16 protein-coding genes are annotated in these 21,558 nt (G+C 71.6%); 11 read left to right on the top strand and 5 right to left on the bottom strand.

The window, feature by feature from the left end; genetic code table 11:
- Window positions 1–62: 62 nt before the first annotated feature.
- Complete coding sequence (locus WMF31_RS04035; protein WP_436606519.1) at window positions 63–1,808, bottom strand: S53 family peptidase; 1,746 nt, start codon at window positions 1,806–1,808, stop codon at window positions 63–65.
- 672 nt (window positions 1,809–2,480) lie between these two features.
- On the opposite strand from WMF31_RS04035, the gene WMF31_RS04030 reads away from it, so the two are divergent.
- The 11 genes from WMF31_RS04030 (at window position 2,481) to WMF31_RS03980 (ending at window position 12,409) form a co-directional block, all read left to right on the top strand.
- A complete protein-coding gene (locus tag WMF31_RS04030) occupies window positions 2,481–4,901 on the top strand; it encodes a hypothetical protein (RefSeq protein ID WP_436600664.1) in 2,421 nt (806 codons plus the stop codon).
- A gap of 55 nt (window positions 4,902–4,956) precedes the next feature.
- Window positions 4,957–5,862, top strand: coding sequence for a hypothetical protein (locus tag WMF31_RS04025; protein WP_436600663.1), 906 nt, complete (start codon window positions 4,957–4,959; stop codon window positions 5,860–5,862).
- Entirely contained in the window at window positions 5,820–6,110 is a 291-nt protein-coding gene (locus WMF31_RS04020; protein ID WP_436600662.1) for a hypothetical protein, read from the top strand. The genes WMF31_RS04025 and WMF31_RS04020 overlap by 43 nt, the downstream gene beginning before the upstream one ends.
- A complete protein-coding gene (locus WMF31_RS04015; protein WP_129353543.1) occupies window positions 6,107–6,577 on the top strand; it encodes a type II TA system antitoxin MqsA family protein in 471 nt (156 codons plus the stop codon). Before WMF31_RS04020 ends, WMF31_RS04015 begins: the two co-directional genes overlap by 4 nt.
- Before the next feature lie 128 nt (window positions 6,578–6,705).
- The gene (locus tag WMF31_RS04010; protein WP_436600661.1) at window positions 6,706–7,767 is read left to right on the top strand and encodes a GIY-YIG nuclease family protein; all 1,062 of its coding nucleotides are present in this window, start codon (window positions 6,706–6,708) and stop codon (window positions 7,765–7,767) included.
- A 242-nt stretch (window positions 7,768–8,009) separates the two neighbouring features.
- Window positions 8,010–8,519, top strand: a complete 510-nt coding sequence (locus WMF31_RS04005) for a hypothetical protein (protein ID WP_436600660.1) — start codon at window positions 8,010–8,012, stop codon at window positions 8,517–8,519.
- The gene (locus WMF31_RS04000) at window positions 8,516–9,385 is read left to right on the top strand and encodes a tetratricopeptide repeat protein (protein ID WP_436600659.1); all 870 of its coding nucleotides are present in this window, start codon (window positions 8,516–8,518) and stop codon (window positions 9,383–9,385) included. Before WMF31_RS04005 ends, WMF31_RS04000 begins: the two co-directional genes overlap by 4 nt.
- A gap of 2 nt (window positions 9,386–9,387) precedes the next feature.
- A complete protein-coding gene (locus WMF31_RS03995; RefSeq protein ID WP_436600658.1) occupies window positions 9,388–10,629 on the top strand; it encodes an ATP-binding protein in 1,242 nt (413 codons plus the stop codon).
- 48 nt (window positions 10,630–10,677) lie between these two features.
- Window positions 10,678–10,935, top strand: a complete 258-nt coding sequence (locus tag WMF31_RS03990) for a hypothetical protein (protein WP_436600657.1) — start codon at window positions 10,678–10,680, stop codon at window positions 10,933–10,935.
- A 777-nt stretch (window positions 10,936–11,712) separates the two neighbouring features.
- Complete coding sequence (locus WMF31_RS03985; protein WP_436600656.1) at window positions 11,713–12,204, top strand: type II toxin-antitoxin system VapC family toxin; 492 nt, start codon at window positions 11,713–11,715, stop codon at window positions 12,202–12,204.
- A complete protein-coding gene (locus WMF31_RS03980; RefSeq protein ID WP_129353559.1) occupies window positions 12,188–12,409 on the top strand; it encodes a hypothetical protein in 222 nt (73 codons plus the stop codon). Before WMF31_RS03985 ends, WMF31_RS03980 begins: the two co-directional genes overlap by 17 nt.
- 336 nt (window positions 12,410–12,745) lie before the next feature.
- Here WMF31_RS03980 and WMF31_RS03975 read toward each other — a convergent pair whose 3' ends face one another.
- The 4 genes from WMF31_RS03975 to ppdK all read right to left on the bottom strand — a co-directional run bounded on the left by WMF31_RS03975 (window position 12,746) and on the right by ppdK (window position 21,402).
- The gene (locus WMF31_RS03975; RefSeq protein ID WP_436600655.1) at window positions 12,746–15,592 is read right to left on the bottom strand and encodes a DEAD/DEAH box helicase; all 2,847 of its coding nucleotides are present in this window, start codon (window positions 15,590–15,592) and stop codon (window positions 12,746–12,748) included.
- A 197-nt stretch (window positions 15,593–15,789) separates the two neighbouring features.
- A complete protein-coding gene (locus WMF31_RS03970) occupies window positions 15,790–16,521 on the bottom strand; it encodes a PspA/IM30 family protein (RefSeq protein WP_436600654.1) in 732 nt (243 codons plus the stop codon).
- Window positions 16,522–16,769: 248 nt separating this feature from the next.
- A complete protein-coding gene (locus tag WMF31_RS03965; protein WP_436600653.1) occupies window positions 16,770–18,311 on the bottom strand; it encodes a hypothetical protein in 1,542 nt (513 codons plus the stop codon).
- A gap of 331 nt (window positions 18,312–18,642) precedes the next feature.
- Window positions 18,643–21,402: a pyruvate, phosphate dikinase gene (gene ppdK / locus WMF31_RS03960; protein WP_436600652.1), complete on the bottom strand. Its 2,760-nt coding sequence runs from the start codon at window positions 21,400–21,402 to the stop codon at window positions 18,643–18,645.
- Between the last annotated feature and the right edge of the window lie 156 nt (window positions 21,403–21,558).

The raw sequence follows: 21,558 nt of genomic DNA, 5'->3' as shown, positions 1-21,558 counted from the left end.
GCGGCGGGCGGCGGGGTGCGCTGGCCGGCGCGGCCCGCCGCGTCCCCCGCGCCGGCCGCGCGCTATGGCAGCGTGGTGGCCAGGCCGAGCGCGCTCGGCGCGCCCCACCCCGTCGGGTAGTCCCAGCCCGGGCCCGCGTCGTAGAACTCCGTCGAGCCGCTCACGATGTCGCGGAACGTCGCCTGCACGGCGGGGGTCGTGTAGAGGATCGAGTTGAGGAACCCGACGCGCGGCAGGCCGCTCTCGGCGCGGTAGTCGTTCACCAGCGCGATGATCGCCGCGAACGCGGGCGCCGAGAAGGACGTCCCGCCGTAGCGCTGCCACTCGCCGAGGTAGTAGACCCAGTACGGGACCGGCTGGACCCCGGCGTGCATCGCGACGTCGGCGACCGCGCGCTTGCCGTCGGACCCCTCCACGACCCCGACCTGCCACGGGGGGATCGGGAACGAGAGCGTCGGACCGGAGCCGGAGCCGGGCCAGGCGGTCTCGTCCTCGACCTCGCCGCGCGAGGTGAGCCAGAGCTCCGTCCCGCCGACACCCGTGACGTAGGGGCTCGCCGACGGCGTGTCGGTCTGCGCGGAGTCGCCGGTCGCCGCGACCACGGTGATCCCGAGCGCCGCGGCCATCCGCGCCGCGTCGTGGTACTGGAGCCGCACGGCGGGCGGCTCGGAGTCCTCGCGGTGGGCGAACGAGTCCGTGATGACCGACACCTCGCCGCGGCTGATCGCCTCGTTGAAGGTGTAGACCATCGACGTGTTGCGCGCGTCGGGCCCCTGGTAGACCACGAGCTCCGCGCCCGGCGCGAGGCCGCCCGACCACTGCACGTCGAGCGTCGACTCGATGTAGCGCGTCGCGACCGGCTCCATGGTCAGGACGACCCTGGGGTTCTCCCGGGTGACGCCGAGCGACTGCCAGAACGATTGCAGGTCCTTGTACTTGAAGGTGGCGCCGACCGTGACCCCGAGCTTGACGCCCTCGCCGGTGAACCCGAGCTCGTAGAGATCGTCGAGATCGTAGGCGCTCGCGATCTGCGCCAGGCTGAGCCCCCGGTCGACGTTGCTCGGCGGCTCCACCACGATGCTCCCGGCCTCGCCCGGCAGCGGATTGGTGCTCGCCGGCAGATCCGCGGTGATGAGGCCGGTGGTGCGCGCGGCCACCCACGTCGGCATGGTGAACCGGGCGAGGGTGCCGTAGACGTCGAACGGCGGATTGCCCGCCTGCGGGTTCTTCCGCTCCAGGATCCTGAGATCGGTGTCGAAGGTCTCGTTGAACTGGGCCACCGTGCCGCTGAACTGGATGAGCAGCCGGTTCGTGGCCGTGAAGTTCACCTTCATGCCCTGCTCCTCGAGCCAGAGCTTCACGAGGTGCACGTCGAGCTCCGGGGGCGCAAACTCCGCGATCCACGCCTCCGGGGTGAGGTACTGGCGGAACCGCGGGCTCGCCGGGTCGTAGATCTCCGCGATCAGCTGGTCGAGCCGCTCGCCGTTCCGGATGGGGAAGCCCATGAGCGCGCGGAACTCTCCCTCCGGCGCGGCGCTGCCCTTGTCGGTGTACACGTTGGGCAGCGGGCTCGGAATGCCGTCGACCGCGCGCGTGGGCTCGCGCTCCTCCTCGGTGAAATCGGGCAGCTCGTCCGGCAGCGCGCCCCCGCCGGAGCCCCCGCCGCCCTCGGCCGTCGCGCCGCCGCCTGTGCCGCCTGCGCCGCCTGTGCCGCCCGATCCGCCGTCGCCGCCCGATCCGCCGTCGCCGCCCGCGCCGCCTGTGCCGCCTGTACCGGCGGCGCCGCCGGCGCCTGGCGGGTCGACCATTTGCACGTCCGACTCGCAGCCACAGCTCGCCGACGAAAACCCGATGCTGCTCGTCAGAACGAGCAGGCCCAGGGCGGGACCGACCTGAAGAACTGGTGATGTGCGCCGCATACCCTCGGGGATTCAAGCCCCTTCCAGCAGGCCGATCCAGCGCAATTTTCACAGCTCACGGACGCAGCAGGACGCGCACGCCGCCCACAACACAAGGTGCCTCTCCGGAGAGTGCGGAGCACCACGTCGCACCCTGTCTCGAACAGAACACCCCGCGGCGGCGCGAGCGCCTCGTCTCTCCCCTGCGCGCGCGAGGGCGCGCCGCCTCCCCTGCGCGCGCGAGGGCGCGCCGCCTCCCCTGCGCGCGCGAGGGCGCGCCGCCTCCCCTGCGCGCGCGAGGGCGCGCCGCCTCCCCTGCGCGCGCGAGGGCGCGCCGCTCCGCGGACTCAACAAGGAGCACGTGCGAGGCGGTCCGCGCGAGCCGAGGTGGGGGACGGCACCTTCTCGAAGCGCAGATGCTTTTGGCGCGGCGGGCGCGCATGGACAATTGTATCTGTGCCACCACGGTGCGACGCTCCGGCTGCCTGGGCGTCCCGCTCCCCGGGTGCGCTGCACCCTTCTCCGACTATGGCGAAGACTTCCCGTCCGCGGCTCCCCAAGCCTTTTCGCGTCCCGAGGCCGATGGGCGCGCAGTCCGACGCGACGCGCCTCGGGTGGCTCAGGCCCGATGTGCTCTCGATCGTGGCGGGGGCGCTGCTGGCCGCCGTGACGCCGTTCGAGCGCTTCGACTACATCGCGCGCGGCCTCACCGCGTCCGCGCTCGCCGACGGCGCGCCGTCGACGCAGGTGCTGCTCGTCACGGCCGCGCCCGACGCGCTGCGCGACGGCCTGTGCGCGCGCTCCCTCCCCGGGCTGCTCGAGCGCGGGCGCGCGCGCGGCGCGCTGCTGGTCCCCCCGGCGGACGCCTTCTGCGGCGACGGCGCCGCGGCGGCCGTGCCCGTCGCGCGGATGCCGCCGGCGCTGCTCCGCCTGAGCGCGGGCGAGGTCGTCGGCTTCGCGTCGCCGGCCGGCGACGCGCGCGCGGCCGATCTCGGCGCGCTCGGCGTCACGGCGGCGCCGTGGGTCCTCAAGAAGGCGCCGCAGAGCGTCCCCGCGGTCAGCCTGAGCGCGCTCGCCGAGGGGCAGGTCCCGGCGACCACGCTCGAGGGCCGCGTCGCCGTGGTCGGGGTGGGCGCGGGGGGCGTCGCGCCCCAGGAGGTCGCGACCTCGGCGCTGCCGCCGGCGAAGGGCGTCGCGGCGGTGCTCGGCGGGCTGCTCGACGGCGGGCGGCGCGCCTCGGCGCCGACCTGGGTGGCCTCGGCGTTCGTCCTGCTGGCGGGTGGGTTCGTGTGGCTCGCGCGCCGCCGCTACGGGAGCGTGGTCGCCACGACCGCGGTGTTCCTCGCCACGTTCGCGCTCGCCCTGGGCCAGAGCCTGCTCGCCGCCCGGGCGGAGGCGAGCCTGCTCCCGCTGCCGAGCACCCTCTTCGGCCTCGCGGTCGCGTTCGCGGGCGTCATGATCACCCGCGGCCTCGGCGTCCAGCGCGCGGTGGGGCGCGCCGCGGAGCTGCTCCAGCGCGCCGCGCTGTTCCGCATGCAGGGGGTGCACGCGCTGCCCGACGAGGAGTTCTGGCCGCGCATGGCGCGCCTCGCGCAGCAGGCGCACCCGGCCGACCTCGTGCTCATCGCCGAGCTGCCGCCGGGCAGCTTCCACCTCCGGTTCTGGAACGATCAAGCGAACGGCGAGAGCCTCGTGGCCGAGCGCCGCCACGACGTCCGCCGCCCGCCGTACAGCAGCGAGCAGGGCGTGCCGGCGATCCGCGTGGCGCGGCGCTTTTTGAGCCGGCAGGACATGCCGGCGGTCGTGGTCCCGCTCATCGCGTTCGGCGAGATCGAGGGCTACGTGTTCTTCTGCGGCGCGGTCGCCGAGTCGACGTTCGCGCGCGAGCCGGAGCGGGCGGAGAACGTCGGCCGCGAGCTCGCGCTGCTCCTGCGGCGGAAGCGCCTCGCGCGCACCGCGGAGCGAGGCGGCGGGCTGCCTGCGGCCGGCGAGGCGAAGGGCAGCCACGAGCCGGCGGATCACCTGGTCGAGGGGGCGCGCGTCGCGCTCGACGATCTCCAGGTGTTCGGCTCGATGCTGCGGAGCGCGCCGGTCGGCCTGCTGTACGCCGACGCGTTCGGGGACGTGCGCTTCGTCGCGCCGGAGTTCGCGCGGTGGCTGCGCGCGCGCGAGGTCGCGGTCCCGCCCGAGAGCGCGAGCGCCGCGCTCCCGCCCGGCTCGCTCACGCTGGGCGACGTGCTGGGCGCCACGGCGACGGACAGCGCCGCGGTGTCGCTCTCCAGCGTGATGGCGAGCGACGGGGGCATCGAGCTCAGCGTCGCCGCGCCCGAGCCCGCGGTGCTCTCGCTGCGCCCGCTCCGGCGCGAGTCGGACGGCTCCTCGTGGATCGCGGGCTACGTCGCCGCGCTCATCCCCGCGAAGCCCGCGGCCTCCCCGTCGGCGAACGTGCGGCCGCTCGCGGCGCGCGACGCGACCGATCCGCTCTGCGCCTTCCAGCTCGCGGACCTCGTGACCGACGCGGTGGCGAGCGCCGCGCGCGCCACGGGCCGCGCGGTCCGGCTCGAGCCGATCCGCGGCGCGACGCACGCGCTCGGGCACCGCGGCGAGCTCGCGCAGGCGCTCGAGGGGTTCCTGACCGACGTGGCGAGCCGCGGGCTGCCGGGCCACGGGCCGGTCGTGTCGGTGCGCGAGGCGTCGCAGGGCGTGCAGATCTCGATCCTGGACGTGGGCTTCGGCCTGGGGCTGCCGGAGTCGGCGCTCCAGCGCGTGCTGACCGCCCCGGGCGCGGCCCCGGCGGGCCTCGAGCCGCTCGGCCGGCTGATCCTGGCCGTGGAGGACAGCCACGGCCACGCCGAGCTCCGGACCAACGACGGCTGGGGCATCACGCTCACGGTCACGCTGCTCCGCGCGCACCCGCGCGTCGCCACCGCCGTGCAGGAGAGCGGCAAGCCGGCGGCGCCGCAGCAGAACGTGATCGCCATCGGGCGGGCGAGCCCGAAGTAGGGAGCGCGGCGCGCTCGTCGCCGCGACGCGGGCGGCCGTCGCGCATCTCGGCGAGGTGAGGCTGGACCAGATCGGGGACCGGCCGCTGCGCGCGGTGCTGGACGAGGCGTGTCCGTCCCCGGAAGCGACGTCGATGCTGATGTTGACGCACCTGGAGGAGGCGCGTGATCTCGCCAGGATCTGCGCGCAGCTCAACGTGCATCGCAACGAGCTCGCGCAGCGGTTCGCGCTGCCCTGGGTGCTTGCGGCTCACCCGGCCGCGGCGCTTCGATTGCAGCAAATCGCGCCCAACTTCTGCGATTTTGCCGGGCTCTGGTTGCTCGATGAGCAAGCGGCGGACGCGGAGCTCGGAACGCTGGAGCAGGCCATCGACGCACCGGCCGTTCCCCAGCCGCCGTCCAGCCATCTCGGCGGGGGGCCAGGGACATCGGAGCTGCTCGAGCGCGCCTCGGTAGCCATCAGCCTCGGGCGTCTGGATGAGGCGGCGGATTTGCTCGCTCAGTACGATCTAGACAACCCGGGGGCGCGATCGAACGTCGCGCCGCGGATCCGATTAGGAGGACAGCTCCACTGGAAGCGCGGTCGGCCCATTGAGGTGCTCGCTTGCTTCGAGCGAGCGCTTGAGCGCTGCGAGGCCCTCGGCGATCTGCACGGAAAGGCGGTGCTCTTGACTGACATCGCCCGGTCGGCGCTCCAGCGCGTGCTGCCTCCCGGGCGCGGCCCCGGCGGGCCTCGAGCCGCTCGGCCGGCTCAGAGAGGATGCCGGCGAGCCTGGAGCGGCCGTGCGGGTCGAGGGCCACTTCGGGCGCTGGTGACTTGGACATCGGCGCTCCCTCACGAGGTTGCGCGCCGTCCATCGGAAAGCGCACGCCGACGGCCGATCTTGATCTTTCCTCAATTCGCGCTAGCATGGCGGCCGTGCTCGCCGAGCCGCTCGCGCCTCCCGCCGCAAAAGCGTTGATCCTGGACACCCTCGCGAACGGCGAGGTCACGTTCTCGAACCACGCGCTCGACGAGATGAGCAAGGAAGACCCGGACATCACCGAGGAGGAGGTGTTCGCGGTGCTTCGCGGCGGTATCGTCGAACCGGCGGAATTTCGCAGCGGCTCGTGGCGATATCGGGTACGAGCAATGGGGGTCTACGTCGTCATGGCGTTCCGTTCGGAGATCCGTGTGAAGGTAGTCACGGCTTGGAGGGTGAGACGATGACCAAGGATGTGAAGTGCACCGAATGTGGCGATCGCATGATTTCGACCCGTGAAGATCGGCCGTACTCCAAGCTGCCCGGGGTTCTTCTGCTCGGGGTCGAAGTCCTGCGGTGCCCCAAATGCGGGGAGTCTGAAGTCGTGATTCCGAAGCCGAACCAACTCGGCGATCTGCTCGCGAGACACCTCATCGAAAAGCGTGACCGGCTGGTGGGCCCCGAGATCCGTTTTCTCCGCACCCACCTTGGCCTTCCCGGTGCCGAGTTGGCGCGGCGCATGGGCGTCTCGCCCGAGACGATCTCGCGTTGGGAGAATGGGAAAGACACGATGGGCCCCGTCGCCGACCGGCTTCTGCGACTGCTGGTTGCCGGGGACATGCCACGCGAGGCGCTCGCGAAAATCGGCGACGATCCGAGACCGCTGAGCTTGGCTGTGCGCGCGAGCCGGGCGGGCTGGAAGGAAGCTGCGTAGGAGACTGGATCGTGAGACGCCGCCGAACAAGTCGTTGACCGGCCAACCGTTGGCAGCCAGAGCCTCCCACGGCTCCACACACTTGAAACCACGCAATCCTACGATCGGCATGGAACTCGCGAGGAGACATGGCTGAACCGTACACCATACGAATCTACGTCCCGGCTGGAGATCCCGCGGGAGTGAAGATTGTCGATCGGTTCAACTGGACTGGTGTAGGAGTCGCCTTTCCTCGAATCTTGTGGCCAGAGATTGCCGCGCGCTCGGAGTTCACGAGAGCTGGTGTGTACATCCTGACCGGCACGGAAGAGGGATCCGCCGACGACCTACCGACGATCTACGTCGGCCAGGGAGACGGCGTAGGCGAGCGCATCAAGGCCCACTACGCCGAGAAGGTGTTCTGGGAGTGGGGATACGCCTTCGTCTCGAGCAACAGCAGCCTTAACCGTGCGCATATAACCTGGCTGGAATACGCACTATTGGAGAGAGCCCGCAATGCCGGGCGGTGTCACTTGAACAACGCGAACGCCCCGCGAGAACCCGGTCTAACGGAGGCTGAAAAAGTGGACACGGAGGGATTCCTTGGAGAACTCCTGCGCATCCTTCCACTTTTAGGCGTTCGCGTCTTTGAGAAGCCGGTTCCCATCGCTTCCTCCAGCACGCCACGCGCGGCTGCCGTGTCCGTGTCGCAGATCGACGAACGCGACACCATTATAGTTCCCGCTCAAGAAGACGGGTTTCGCGACGTTTTCCTCGGCGAAGACTGCTGGTACGCGATCAGGATCAGCGGTGGCATGCTGACGCGAATCAAGCACATCGCTGCGTATCAAACCGCTCCGGTATCGGCGATTACTCACTATGCACCTGTGCGCGCGATCGAACCCTATGGGGATGAGGGAAAGTATCGACTTATCTTTTCGGAACCCGCCAAGCCACTTGGACCTATCCCCTTCGCGAACGCCCCGACGGGCTGCATGCAAGGCCCTCCCCGCGCGGGGCCGAGCTGTTCCTCGATGAGGGCGGGCAGGTCCTCGACTGGAGGCAGGTCGACCTCGACTCGGGACGGCGGTACAAGCAGCGCGTATTTGGAGTCTACGAGGCTCCGTTCGAGTAGGCCGCCGAATCCAGGCGCTGCAGCACGCGGCGGCCGCGATTCTGCACGGACAGCCAGGCGGCTGTCGGCTTCCTGAACGGGGAGGCGCTCAGGCCGCGAATTCAGCAGCGCGCCCCAGGCGTCGCGAGGCTACGCGAGAGGATCCGGGCGTTCGAAGGCGAGCACGGGATCGAGCTCGACCTCCGCTGGGTCAAGGAGCACCAGCAGACGAACACCGTACGGGCGTGCCTGAACGCGCAATGCGATCGTCTGGCGGGGGCGGCGCGCGCCGCGGCGAAAATGCTCCCCGCCACAGGGACTCTCTGATATCCGGCTGGAATGGATGCGAAATCCGGATTGGGGGACCTGCTCCAGCCGAGCCTCGAACGGGACGTGGCGCCGCGAGCAATGCTCTCGGACCGCGCGGGGTTCCTGGTCGCGTTCCTCGGGGGCCCGCTCGCCGCATTGCTCGTGGGCGCCTTCAACACGCGGGCGCTCCGCCGGCTGGGCCAGGATGCGTGGCTCCTCGCCCTGGCGCTCGCGTGGTCGATCCTGGTCGTGGCCGTCGCGGCGCACGCGACGGCCACGACGCCGAGCGAGCTCGCCGCGACGCGGCACGTGGCGCTGTTCGGACACGCGGTGAGCGCCGCCGTGCTGCGGCGCCTCGTGCAAGCCTCGGGGCTCCTCGTGTTCCTCGCGTTCTTCCTGCGACACCGGCGCTTTCATCGGGCCGCGGCGCTCGCGGACGCGAAGCCGGCGCGGCCCTGGATCGTCGGGCTCTCCTGCCTCCTCGCCGGCGGGGGCCTCCAGTTCGTGCTCACCATGGCGATGCTCGCGGCGTTCCGGTGAGCGAGCTCCACCGGCAGCTCGAGCACCTGCTGGAGACGCGGCGCGTGGACGTCGCGCGGCGCGTGCTCGAGCGGGCGTTCGCCGAGAACCCGAGCGACCCCGAGAATCACTACTACGCGGCGCGCGTGGCGGATCGCGCGGGCGACCGCGCCGAGGCCACGCGGCAGATCGGGCAGCTCCTCACGCTGGCGCCGAATCACGTGCGCGGGCTCAGCCTCGCCGTCGAGCTCGCGCGCAAGGGCAAGGAGCACGCGCTCGCGGAGCAGCACGCGCTCGAGCTGATCCGCGGCAATCCGGAGCAGGGGCACTACTACGCGCAGTACGCGCTGGTCATGCTGGAGACGCTGCACGTCGAGAAGGCGCGCGCGCTGGCGCTCGAGGCGCGCCGCCTGTCCCCGGAGGACGAGCTCGCGCACGTGGTCGACGTGCTCACGTCGATCGTGATGGGGGAGCGCGATCGGGCGCGGCACGATCTGGCGGAGCTCGTGCGGCGAAACCCGGACGCCCTGTCCGTGGCCTGGACCTTGCTGACCGTGCTCGAGGCCGATCACCGTGACAGGGACGCGCTCGAGGTCGCGAAGGAGATCGTGCGCGCCACCCCGGACGATCCGGACGCGATCCGCGCCGTGATCGAGCTCGGGGCCCGGACACACCCGCTCGCGTGGCCGGCGTGGCCGCTCCGGCGCTTCGGCCACTTCGCGTCGATCGGCCTCTGGATCGCGGCCGCCGTGGCGCTCTCGATCGCCGCGCACACCAAAAACCTCTCGCTGGCCGTCTGGGTGGGCGGCCTCTGGATCGTTTACGCGATCTATAGCTGGACCTATCTCCCGCTGCTGCGCCGCTGGATCCGGGCGCGAGGACTCTGACGATGGCTTCGAGGCAAGAACTCTCCGACCGGCTCCTGTCCGACCCGTTCGATCTCGATGCGCGCCGCGACTACGCGGAGCTCCTGCTCCAGGAGGGGGACCTCGAGGGGAGCCTCCGGCAGTGGGAGCTGCTCGTGCGGCAGGGCGCCGACACGGCCGCGTTCCACCTCGGGGCTGCGCGCGCGTGCCGCCGCCTCGGGCGGGACGCCGAGGCCGCCCGACACGCAGCCCGCGCCGAGCGATGCCCGGATTTCGATCCGGCCGCGCCGGGCGCGCGGGAGGTCGCTCCGGCGCGCGCCGAGGCGCAGGGCCCCGCTGGCCTGCGCGTGATCGCGGGGGGAGCCCCGCGCGGGTCGGCTGACGTCATTCCGCTCGCCTCGCGCGCGGGGACGCGGTTCATCGACGTCGTGGGCATGCGCGAGCTGAAGAAGCTCCTGCGGGTCCGGATCATCGAGCCGTTCAAGAACCCCGGGCTGTTCCAGCGGTTTCGGCGCAGCGCCGGGGGCGGCGTGCTGCTGTACGGCCCGCCGGGGTGCGGCAAGACGCTGATCGCGAGGGCCATCGCGGGAGAATGCGACGCGACGTTCGTGAACGTCGGGATCAGCGACGTCATGAGCATGTGGATCGGCGAGAGCGAGAGGAACCTCTCGCTGCTCTTCGAGAAGGCGAGGAGCCAGCGCCCTGCCGTCCTGTTCTTCGACGAGCTCGACGCGCTCGCCTTCTCGCGCTCCAAGGCCCAGTCCGAGCACACGCGCCGCATCGTGGACGAGTTCTTGAATCAGCTCGACGGGCTCGGCAGCGACAACGCGCAGATCCTGGTGCTGGCGGCGACCAACATGCCGTGGGACGTCGATCCGGCGATGAAGCGGCCCGGCCGGTTCGATCGCCAGATCTTCGTGCCCCCGCCCGACGCGGAGGCGCGCGCCGAGATGTTCCGCGTGAAGCTCCAGGGCGTGCCGGCGGCGGCGCTCGACTTCGAGGCGCTCGCCCGGGTCACGGAGCATTTCTCCGGCGCGGACGTGGACGGCGTGGTCAACCGCGCGAAGGACGAGCTCCTCGCGGAGATCCTCGACCGGGGCAGCGAGCAGCCGCTGACCCAGAAGGAGCTGCTGGCCGCGGTCCAGCAAACCCAGCCGAGCACGCTCGAGTGGCTCAGGACGGCGCGCAACCTCGTGAGGTACGGCGGGGGCGACAAGTCGTACAAGGACGTCGAGCAGTACCTCAAGGACGTGCGCCTCTCCTGATCGCCTGGAGCGCGGCCGGGGTCGAGCGCACGGGCTCCGAGCCGGGGCGTGAACGGCGGGCGCTCGCGCGACATCTCCCGCGCATCGATCGGCGCAGCGCGCTTCCTGGCCCCGGGGCGGCAAACCATGGTAAAGCCGCAAACTCGAACAGGTCATATGGACAAAATTGACCTTCTTTGGCGAGGTCCGCACCCCTGGCCATTGCTCGGCGCGCACACGACGATCGAGGACTTCAAGCACCAGGGCGGTCTTTATATTTTCACGGTGGAGCATGCCGCAGGGTTCCTGATCTACTGCGCCGGCTAGACTACACAGCCGTTTCAACGCAGATTCAAACAGCACGATAGACTCTACCGCTCCGGCGTATACACCATCTTCGACATCAAAGCTTTTCAACGCGGCCAGCGACGCAAGGTATGGCCTGGTTTCTGGACCAGGAAGAATCAGCCTCCGAGCTTGAGGAGTGACTACAAAAATAGAAGAGAAGAGATCCGGGAGGCTACAGACAAGTGGCTTCGCGGCTTCCGTGTGTTCGTCGCGCCCCTGGCAACGACGCGTCGGATACTCGCGCGGATCGAGGCAGGCATCATGAATAGTCTATACGCGGCGACACCGCCGGCCTGTGACGTACCCGCCCATGGGATGTCGTTGTCCGAGCGTTGGCCGAGCGAGGAGCCCGTGCTGGCGACGAACCAGAGCACGGTGTTGCTGCTGGGCCTTCCGGATACTCTCGTGGTATGAGCAAACTCGCGCCGCACAGGAGTGGTCGTTCCGCGGGAGCAGTGCAGGTCGTCAAACATCGGCGGGGCCGTGTCTCCGAGCCGTGCCGGTCAACAAGCCGTTGCTTCCGACGGTCCGAGCCGCCGCGTTCCGCGCGGCAATGCCCGCCTGGGCCTGGTTGGCCGCGCCGCGCTGCCTGGGAAAGCGGCGCCCGTCCGGCTCGCTTGCGCGGTACGGCGCCGGCACGTTGACCGCTGTGACTGCAGTTGCGTTGTCAGGACCGGCGACGCCCGCCCGGGGCAGCTTGCCCGTGTCGCGCGGCGGCTGGTCCTTGCAAGATGGCCGGGGTAGACTGCGGCCAAGATGAGGCGCCGAGCGCACGTCGAGACCTCGATTCCGAGCTTTTACTTCGAAGTACGCCCGCAACCAGAGATGGTTGCGCGCCGCGAGTGGACGCACGCTTGGTGGACGAAGGCGTCGGTCACGACCGAAATGGTGACGAGCCTGGCCGTCGTGGAAGAACTCGAGCGAGGCGATTTTGCGGCACGCGAGGACTGCCTCACGTTGATAGCGGCCCTCCCTGTGCTCGCCATCGAGCCGCCTATTCTCGAGATCGTGGAGGCCTACATCCGTCATCGCGTCATGCCCGCCGACCCAGCTGGAGATGCGCTGCATCTTGCGATCGCGTCCTATCACCGCTGCGACTTTCTCGTGACATGGAACTGCAAACATCTGGCCAACGCGAACAAGTTCGGCCACATCCGTCGGGTGAATGGCCTTCTTGACCTGTTCACTCCTGCCCTGGTTACACCGCTGCAATTGCTGGGAGGCAACGACGATGACGACGAAGGATGATCCTGCGCTCGAGGCAGTCAGAAAGGTTCGTCGCGATATATCCCGAGAGCATGGGAATGACCCCGCTCGGCTCATCCACCATTATGCCGAGCTGCAGGCTCGATTCAAAGGTCGGCTCATCCAAGGCCCGGAGAGCAACGACAGCACCTGGGAGGATACCGCCCAACCAGCGGCGGAAGCCGACCATGCTCCGCGCGGCGGCTGAGCCGCATGTCGTTCGCCGGAGCAACACGCGCGGGTCACGGCCGCAGGCAGATCAGGCTCCGGGAGAGCGCTCCGGCGCGGGGGAGGCGGCGGCAGCCCGCCCGTGGGCCCCTGTCAGCATGGTAGAGCACACAGTATCACCCAGCGCCGAGCGCCGTGGGGTGGGGCTCATGTAGCGCATTATACAAATTTGTATGCTGCGGGGCGGATTCTGTGTAGTGCATCATACATAATTGAGTACTGTAGGCGAGTTTTGTGTAGTGCATCATACAGAGTTGTGTGCTGCGGGGCGGATCCTGCGTAGCGCATCATGCACGATTGAGCGCGCGACCGGGATCTACCGCCCTGCGCTCTGCTCAGCGGCGCGCGGGGCCCCTCCGCCCCCCAGCCGGTCGATCCAGGTCGCCGCCTCGTCCACGGCCGACCTCGCGAGCGCCGCATCGAGCGGCACGCCCGCGCGCGCGAGGGTGCCGAGGTCGTGGAGCCGCGCGAGCACGGCGTGGGCCTCGACGGGGAGCCCGCCGCGCGGCACGAGCTCCCGGTAGACGACCGCGACGAGGGCCGCGTGCGACTCGGGCGCGGGCCCCTCGAGCAGGCCCGAGATGGCCCCGGCGAGCGCCTCGTAGGCCGCTCGAGCGGCGTCCGCGGCGAAGCCCGCGTCCAGCACCACCTGCGCGAGCCGCAGCCGGTCGTGCGCCGCCCTCCGAGCAGCCTCCACCCGCGGGCCCTCCGCGTGCCGGCGGTCTCCCCTCGCCTCCGCCGCCGCCCCGCCGCTCGCCTCCGCCCCGCCGCCCGCCGCTGCCCCGCCGCTCGCCTCCGCCGCCGCCCCGCCGCTCGCCTCCGCCGCCGCCCCGCCGCTCGCCTCCGCCGCTGCCCCGCCGCTCGTCTCCGCGGTCACCCCGCCGCTCGCCTCCGCCGCCCCGACGCGCAGCGCCGCCGCCGCGCCCCCCTCCGCAACGACCTGCGCCACGACCGCTCCCGCCGCGGCGTCGTCGTTCGCCGGCGCGCCCTCGCTCCCCGGCCACCCGGGGAGCAGCGGCCGGGCGCCCCGTCCTCCGGCCACGTCGCCCTCCGCGGGCAACGCCGCGCCCCCCTCCGCCGCCGCGCCCTCCTCCGCCGCCGCGCCCTCCTCCGCCGCCTCGATCACCTCCGCCGCCTCGATCACCTCCCGCATCTCGCGCAGCGCCACCGAGAAGCTCGGCGCCGCGAGCTCCTCCACCGTGGCCCCGGCGCGGAGCGACGCCATCAGCACCGCGCGCTTGCCGGCCAGGATGCGCTCGATGCCCCGCTCGATGCCCTCCTCGGCGCAGAGGTACGTCACGCTGACGCCCCGCGCCTGCCCCATCCGGTGCGCGCGCGCCGTGCGCTGGTCGAGGCGCGCCGGGTTCCACGGCAGGTCCAGGTGCACGACGTAGCTCGCCGCCTGCAGGTTGAGCCCCACCCCGCCCGCGTCCGTGCTCAAGAGCACCCGCACCGCCGCGTCCTCCCGGAACCGGTCGAGCAGCGCCGGGCGCCGGTCCGTGGGCACGTCGCCGTGGAGCATCGCGTACCCCACGCCGAGCCGATCGAGCCGCTCCGCGGCCAGCGCCAGCATTCCCACCCACTCGGAGAACACGATCACCTTGCCCCGGGGCTGCGCCGTGATCTCGGCGACGAGCGCCTCCAGCTCGTCGAGCTTCGACGACGCCCGCTTGCGGCGCCGCGGGTCGCACAGCTCCAGCGCGTTGCACGCCTGCCGCGCCTTGAGCAGCAGCATCATGAGCCGGTCCACCTCCTCCTTGCGCAGCGCCCGGCGCTCCGTGATCGCGAGCAGCCGCGCCGCCTGCGCGCGGTAGTCCCCCTCGAGCTCGCGCTGCTCCGGCGAGAGCGGCGTGTACCGCGTCTGCTCGACCAGCGGCGGCAGCTCGAGCAGCACCTCCGCGCGCTCGCGCCGGAGCACGACGGGCGCGACGCGCCGCCGCAGCTCGCCGAGGTTCTTGTAGCCGGCGATCCTCCCCCGCTCGTCCTGCCGGTGGAAGTCGAGGTTGAACCGCCAGAGCGGCCCGAGCAGCGCCGGATCGACGAGCTGCAGGAGCGCGTACAGGTCGTCGAGGCGGTTCTCGACGGGCGTCCCCGTGAGGATGAACAGGAACCGCGACGGCAGCGCCCGCAGGGTCGCCGCCGTCTTCGTGCGGAAGTTCTTCGCGCGCTGCGCCTCGTCGAGCACCAGCACGTCGGCCCCGAGCGCCTTGAGCCGCGTGAGCTCGCGCCAGGTGATCTCGTAGCTCAGCACCGTGTACGTGGCCTCCATCGCGAGCGCCCCGGTGCGCTGCGCCGGGGATCCGCCGAGCACCGCGGCGCGCTCGCCCGTCCACCGCGCGATCTCCTGCGCCCACTGGTGCTTGAGCGACGCCGCCGTCACGATGAGCACCCGCCGCGCCTCGCCGCGGCGCCGGAGCAGCTCGCACGCCGCGATGGCCTGGATCGTCTTGCCGAGGCCCATGTCGTCCGCGAGCAACGCGCGCCCGCTGCGGACGAGGTGGAGCACGCCCTCGCGCTGGTACGGGAAGAGCGGCAGCCGGAGCGCCTCCATCCCGGCGTCGCCGCGGGCCGCCCACGCGTCGACGAGGCGCCGGCGGCGCCTGTGCCAGGCCGAGAGCGCGAGGCGCTCCGCCGCGGGCCCGGCCGCGTGGACGACGCGCAGGGCCGCGCCGGCCCCCTCCGCGAGGGCCTTCAGCAGACCGAACGGCTGCACGAGCCGCGCGCGCTCCGCGCGGAGCGCGTCGGGCCACGCCCCGACCGCGCGCAGCCGCAGCCCGTCCTGCGCGTCGACCGTGACGGTCGGCCGCGCCGGCGCAGCCAGCCGCGCGAGCGCGCGGCGCCACGCCGGCCGCGCCGCGACCGCGCGGCGCACGGCCTCGAGGTGCTTGCACGTGCCGAGCTGATTGCCGAGGAAGTCGGGGCACGTGCAGGTGTCGTACCGCGCGCTGCCGTCCACCAGATCGACCACGTACCGGCCGCCGCTCCCGCTCGCCACGGCGTAGCCGCCATCCACCCCGGCGCCGAGCGGCGTGACGTCGAACGGCTCGGTGTGCGCGCGATGGACACGCACCTCGCGCTCGTACTGGCGGACCGCGTCCAGGCTCTCGTAATCATCGCATTGCGGGACATCCCAGCGGACGGGTTGGAGCGATGCAGGGCGCATGGGCGCACCTCTGCCGCAGTCACGTCCTATTCGCAACAGCGCTGCTCGACGCGGCGAGCATTCCTTTTTGACTCAGAGTTTTCTCATCCATCGAGCCCGAATCGCCTGGAGCGGCTCGATTGCGCGAGCGCCCGGACCTCGCGAGCGCGCGGACCCGGGGGCGGCCTGCGCCGGGGAGCTCGACCGGCCCGCCGAGATCAGGACCCGATCCGGATCCGCTTCTTCAGCGCGGCGAGCTCGTCGTCGACTGCCGCCCCGCCGGGCCTGTCCTCGCCGCCCGCGCCGCCGCCGCCGCCGCCGTGCTCGAGCCGCGCGAACTTCGCCTCGAGCTCGTCCGCCGACATCCGGCCGCTGGAGAGCGCCTCCTCGATCTCGCGCGAGGCCGCGACCTGCGCCACCTGCCCCTCGACCTGCTCCTCCATGCGCCGGAACTCGGCGAACGCGCTCTGTCCGCCCCGCGCCCCGAGCCCCTCGACGCCGCCGCCGGCGCGCTGCTGCTGGATCTGCGCCGCGAGGGTGCCCTTCCGCGCCTGGAGCTCCTCCTGCTTGGCCTCCATGCGCTCCAGCTCGCTCTTCATCGAGAGGACCGCGGAGCGCTGCTCCGCCCGCATCGCCTCGGCCCGGTCGCGCTCGCCCACGACCCGCTTCTTCTGGACGAGCGCCTCGCGCGCGAGCTGCTCGTCGCCCGCCTTCAGCGCGAGCTCGGCGCGCTTTTCCCACTTGTTCGCCTCGACGTCGAGCTCGTCGACCTTCTTGCGCAGCACCTTCTCGGCCGCCACCGCGTCGACCAGCTCCTTCCGCGCCGCGCGGATCTGGTCCTTCATCTCCTCGACGATGAGATCCAGCGACTTTTTCGGATCTTCCGCCTTGTCGAGGAGCGCGTTGACGTTGCTCGAGATGACCTTCCCCATGCGGTCGAAGATGCCCATGCCGGTAGCGTGCACCGCCCCGCCGCCCCTGTAAAGCGCCGGCCGCCCGCGCGCGAGCGGCGCCCCGCGGGGTGGAGGTCGCGTCTGGGGTGCTCCCCTCCGGGGCTTGCGTTCCGGCGGGCCCTCTCGTGGCCCGCCTGCACTCCAGCCCCTCCGGCGAGCACCCCAGACGCGACCTCCACCCCGCGGGGCGCCTGCGGCTTTGCTGGCGCGCCCGCCGCCCGCGGGGCCTCGCGGACAGCCGAGGATCAGGGCGGCGGCGGGTACGCCGGGCCGAAGCTCGACTCGACGGACGACCGCGTGGTGAGCAGCGGAGTCTTCGTCGCCTCGTCCTGGTAGAGCGGCCTCACCACGCAGGTATCCTCGCCGCACTCGCCCCCGTCGACGAACGCGACGTCGGCCACGAGCCAGTACCGGGTGGTCGCGTCCTCCGGCGCGAACGTGACGGGCGCCTCCGGGTCGTAGAACCCGGCCGGGCCGAGATCCGCCCCGAGCGCGCCATTGCAGAAGATCTTGACCCGCGGGTGAACGGCGTAATTGAAGCCGTGGCCGGAGTAGTAGTGGACCCCGATCCGGATCCACTCCCCGAACGGCGGGAAGTCGATGTTGATGTTCTCGGGCGCGCAGAAGTCGCTGCTGTTCGGGTCCGTGACCTCGGGCGAGCAGGTGATGTTGTCGATGTCGAGCCGCGGGTTATGGCAGCCCCGGCCGAGGTCGCGCCACGCTTTCCCGGCGCCGCGCGGCGCGAAATAGCAGGTGTTCTTGGCCTCGACCGGATCCTGGTACCAGCGCACCGGCGCGGGCGGCGACGCGGTGTCGCTGAACCACTCGAGCTCCGAGCTCACCGCCAGGCTCTCCACGGTGCAGTTGTTGTAACCGCAATCGCTCGGCGAGCCGGAGACCGCCCACGGCTGCGTGTCGTTCGGCCGGTGCACGTGCAGGTCGAGATCCACGCCGTCGCCCCCGAGGTCGTGCTCCCACTCGAGCTCGACCCGCAGGCCGGGCGCGCCGACGTAGAGCGCATACTCGCAGGATTTCTCGGTGCCGTCGGCGATGCGCTTCGTGTAGGTCACCTTGTACTCTCCGGACTGGAGCGGCTTGAAGTCGTCCGGCGGGTCCGAGCCGGACACGGCCGGGCACGGGTCGATGCCCGCGGGGCAGGCGACGGTCCAGGACTCCGAGCCGGGCGCGGCGTCGGCGCTGAACGTGCCTGTCCCCTCCTTCAGGTTCACGTCGGCGAACGGCGGCGCCTGGAGCGCGTGGCAGCCGAGGGGGTTGTCGCTGAAGCAGCCCTCGGTCGCGTGGCGGCCGCCGATGCACGGCCCCCACACGCCCATCTCGGTGCACAGGGTGGTGCCCGAGAAGCACCCCTCGGCCGCGCGGTACGACGGGTCGCCCTTGAAGCACCCGTGCGCCTGCCCCGCGACGCACGCGCACGTCTCGTCGACCTCCCCGTCGCAATCGTCGTCGAGGCCGAGGTGATTGAGGTCGCAGAGCTCCTCCGAGCCGCACTCGGTGCCGCACGGGTTCACGGCGCCGTCGACCACCCCGGCGTCGTCGTCATAGAAGACGGCCCCGCCGAGCCCTTCCTGCGGCGGCGTGCCCCCGCCGCCCTCGCTGGTGCTGCCGCCGCCGCCGCCGGCCGCGCCGCCGGCGCCTCCGGTCAGCGAAGCGCCGGGGCCGGGATCACGGCGCTCTCCCGAGGCGCTGCAGCCGACCGCGGCGAGAGCACCGCTGGCCGCGGCCCCCAGAAGAGCGATGAGCACAGAGGAGACGCGAAGACGACGCATGGAACCTCCAGTGGTCAGCGCGCGGCGACTCGGCTCGGGCTGCCCAAAGCGCCCAGACCGACACCGGCGATCGACAGCAAGGTTTTCGTCTTAGCAGACCAGACGCGACTCCCAAGGACGCACGTGAACGCACCAAAGCATGTTCGTGAGAACGGATGTCCCGCGGACATCTCTCGTATGTCCCGGGACGGCAGGACTCTCTGTCTGGAGCGTGTCCCGTGAGGCGGGATTCACCGATGTTCGTATGTCCCGGGACGGCAGGACTCTCTGTCTGGAGCGTGCCCCGGGGCGGCGGGACTCACCCGCTCTCGGTCGTCCCGGGGCGGCGGGATCAGTCCGTCGCGCGCGGCCCCTTCGAGGACCCGGCCGAGAGCGCCGCCTGCGCGGCCGCGAGGCGCGCGATGGGGACACGGAAAGGCGAGCAGGAGACGTAATCGAGCCCGGCCCGCTCGAAGAAGGCGATCGAGCTCGGATCCCCGCCGTGCTCGCCGCAGATGCCGAGCTTCAGCCCCGGACGCGCCGCGCGCCCCCGGTCTCGCCCCATCTCCACGAGCGCCCCGACCCCGGGCACGTCCAGCGACTGGAACGGATCCTTCGCGAAGACGCCGGACTCGACGTACGCGCCCAGGAACCGGCCCGCGTCGTCGCGCGAGATGCCCAGGGTCGTCTGCGTGAGATCGTTCGTGCCGAAGCTGAAGAACTCCGCCTCCTCGGCCAGCTCGCCGGCCATGATCGAGGCGCGCGGCAGCTCGATCATCGTCCCGAACCGGTAGTCGACCCTGCGCCCCTTCTCGGCGAAGACCTGCTCGGCCACCCGCTCGACGAGCGCGCGCGTGATCGCGAGCTCGCGCCGCGTCATGCTGAGCGGGATCATGATCTCGGGCTCGACCTCGACGCCCGCCGCCGCGACCTCGCACGCCGCCTCGAGGATGGCGCGCGCCTGCATCTCGTAGATCTCGGGGGAGGTGATCGCCAGCCGGCAGCCGCGGTGGCCGAGCATGGGGTTGTACTCGGCGAGCTCCTCGTTCTTGCGCTCGAGGTCCCGCTTGCTGACGCCCATCGTCCTCGAGAGCTGCTCGAGCTGCGCCTCGTCCTGCGGCAAGAACTCGTGCAGCGGCGGGTCGAGCAGCCGGATCGTGACGGGCAGCCCCGCCATCTCGCGGAAGACCCCGACGAAGTCGCCGCGCTGGAACGGGAGCAGCTTCGCGAGCGCGCGCCTGCGCCCCGCCTCGTCCGGCGCGAGGATCATCTCGCGCACCGCCTCGATGCGCTCCTCGTCGAAGAACATGTGCTCGGTGCGGCAGAGCCCGATGCCCTCCGCGCCGAAATTGCGCGCCGTCCGGGCGTCGTGCGGCGTGTCGGCGTTCGACCGCACGCGCAGGCGCCGGACCGCGTCGGCCCAGACCATGAGCTCGCCGAACTCGCCGCTCAGCGTCGCCGGCACGGTCGGCACCGCGCCGAGGTAGACCGTGCCGGTGCTGCCGTCGAGCGTGATCAGGTCGCCGGCCTTCACCGTGAGGGTGCCGCTCGCGTGCCCGTGATCGTCGTAGAGCGAGACCGTCATCTGGCCCTGGCTCACGCTGATGGCCGAGCAGCCGGCGACGCAGCTCTTGCCCATCCCGCGCGCCACCACGGCCGCGTGGCTCGTCATGCCGCCGCGGGACGTGAGGATGCCGCGCGCCGCCTTCATGCCGTGGATGTCCTCGGGCGACGTCTCCGAGCGCACGAGGATCACCGCCTTGCCCTGGCCCGCGCGCCGCTCCGCCTCGTCGGCGCTGAAGACCACCTGCCCCGTCGCCGCGCCGGGGCTCGCCGGCAGGCCCCGCGCGAGCACCTTCTTCGGCGCGCCCGGGTCGATGCTCGGGTGCAGCAGCTGATCGATGGCGCCCGGATCCACGCGCAGGATCGCCTCCTCCCGGCTGATGAGCCCCTCCTTGGCCATCTCGACCGCGATGCGCACGGCCGCCCGGCCCGTGCGCTTGCCGGTGCGGCACTGGAGCAGGAAGAGCTTGTTCTGCTGGATGGTGAACTCGAGATCCTGCATGTCGCGGAAGTGCCGCTCGAGCCTGGCCTGCACCTCGACGAGCTCCGCGTAGGCGCCCGGCATCCGCGCCTCCAGGGAGCGCTCGTCGTCGTCGCTCCCCGACGCGGACCTCGACAGCGGGTGCGGCGTGCGCACCCCGGCCACGACGTCCTCGCCCTGCGCGTTGGGGAGCCACTCGCCGAAGAAGCGCCGCTCTCCGGTCGACGGGTCGCGCGTGAACGCGACGCCCGTGCCGGAGTCGTCGCCGAGGTTGCCGAAGACCATCGCCTGGATGTTGCAGGCCGTCCCCCAGGCCTCCGGGATATCGTGCATCTTCCGGTAGACCTGGGCCCGGTGGTTGTTCCAGCTCCCGAACACGGCGCAGATGGCGCCCTGGAGCTGCGCGTACGGATCCTCGGGGAACGGCCGGCCCGTCGCGTCGAGGACGATGTCCTTTTGCTGCTGGATCAGGGCCGCGAGCGACTCCGGATCCAGCAGGGAGTCGGGCACCTTGCGCTCGAGCTCGGCGGCGTTCAGGAGCGTCGCGTCGACCCCGAGGCGCGCCGCGGCCTGCCTGCGCGCGCGGCCGAGGGCGTCCTCGAACCGCTCGCGGGGCACGCCGAGCACGATGTCGGCGTACGCCAGGATGAACCGGCGATAGGCGTCCAGCGCGAAGCGCTCGCTGCCCGTGCGCCGCGCGAGCCCCCTCGCGATCTCGTCGTTCAGGCCGAGGTTCAGGATCGTGTCCATCATCCCGGGCATCGACGCGCGCGCGCCCGAGCGGACCGACACGAGCAGCGGCGCGTCGGGGCTGCCCAGCCTCGCGTCGAGCAGCGACTCCAGCCGGCCGATCGCGGCCTTGATCTCGTCCTCGACGCCCGCGGGCAGCACCTTGCCCGCGGCGTAATAGGCGTTGCAGACCTCGGTGGTGATCGTGAACCCCGGCGGCACCGGGATGCCGAGCCGGGTCATCTCCGCGAGCCCTGCGCCCTTGCCGCCGAGCAGGTCCTTCTGCCGAGCGTCCCCGTCCGCCTGCCCCGCGCCGAAGAAGTAAATCGATCTGGCCATGGCGGGGGCACGCTAGATCGTCCGCGCAGTCGGGTCGAGGGCCGTCGAGCGGTGGCGGTGGTCGCTTCTCGGGCGCTCACCGGAGGGGCTGGAGCGCGGGCGGTCCACATGCAGGCAGGCCACAAAGAGAGGCCCGCCGGAACGCAGACCCCAGAG

The organism is Sorangium sp. So ce1036, assembly GCF_051369805.1.
In the GTDB taxonomy this organism is placed as follows: domain Bacteria; phylum Myxococcota_A; class Polyangia; order Polyangiales; family Polyangiaceae; genus Sorangium; species Sorangium cellulosum_F.
The sequence above is the reverse complement of the archived record's forward strand: the minus strand, read 5'-3'. Positions and strand labels throughout refer to the sequence as shown.

What these genes read in the sequence shown, in the direction of transcription:
- WMF31_RS03995 (WP_436600658.1), top strand. Translation starts at nt 9,388, where the DNA reads ATGGCTTCGAGGCAAGAACTCTCCGACCGGCTCCTGTCCGACCCGTTC.
- ppdK (WP_436600652.1), bottom strand. Translation starts at nt 21,402, where the DNA reads ATGGCCAGATCGATTTACTTCTTCGGCGCGGGGCAGGCGGACGGGGAC.
- WMF31_RS03980 (WP_129353559.1), top strand. Translation starts at nt 12,188, where the DNA reads ATGACGACGAAGGATGATCCTGCGCTCGAGGCAGTCAGAAAGGTTCGT.
- WMF31_RS03965 (WP_436600653.1), bottom strand. Translation starts at nt 18,311, where the DNA reads ATGCGTCGTCTTCGCGTCTCCTCTGTGCTCATCGCTCTTCTGGGGGCC.
- WMF31_RS04030 (WP_436600664.1), top strand. Translation starts at nt 2,481, where the DNA reads ATGGGCGCGCAGTCCGACGCGACGCGCCTCGGGTGGCTCAGGCCCGAT.
- WMF31_RS03970 (WP_436600654.1), bottom strand. Translation starts at nt 16,521, where the DNA reads ATGGGCATCTTCGACCGCATGGGGAAGGTCATCTCGAGCAACGTCAAC.
- WMF31_RS04015 (WP_129353543.1), top strand. Translation starts at nt 6,107, where the DNA reads ATGACCAAGGATGTGAAGTGCACCGAATGTGGCGATCGCATGATTTCG.
- WMF31_RS04005 (WP_436600660.1), top strand. Translation starts at nt 8,010, where the DNA reads ATGGATGCGAAATCCGGATTGGGGGACCTGCTCCAGCCGAGCCTCGAA.
- WMF31_RS04035 (WP_436606519.1), bottom strand. Translation starts at nt 1,808, where the DNA reads ATGGTCGACCCGCCAGGCGCCGGCGGCGCCGCCGGTACAGGCGGCACA.
- WMF31_RS03985 (WP_436600656.1), top strand. Translation starts at nt 11,713, where the DNA reads ATGAGGCGCCGAGCGCACGTCGAGACCTCGATTCCGAGCTTTTACTTC.
- WMF31_RS04010 (WP_436600661.1), top strand. Translation starts at nt 6,706, where the DNA reads ATGGCTGAACCGTACACCATACGAATCTACGTCCCGGCTGGAGATCCC.
- WMF31_RS03975 (WP_436600655.1), bottom strand. Translation starts at nt 15,592, where the DNA reads ATGCGCCCTGCATCGCTCCAACCCGTCCGCTGGGATGTCCCGCAATGC.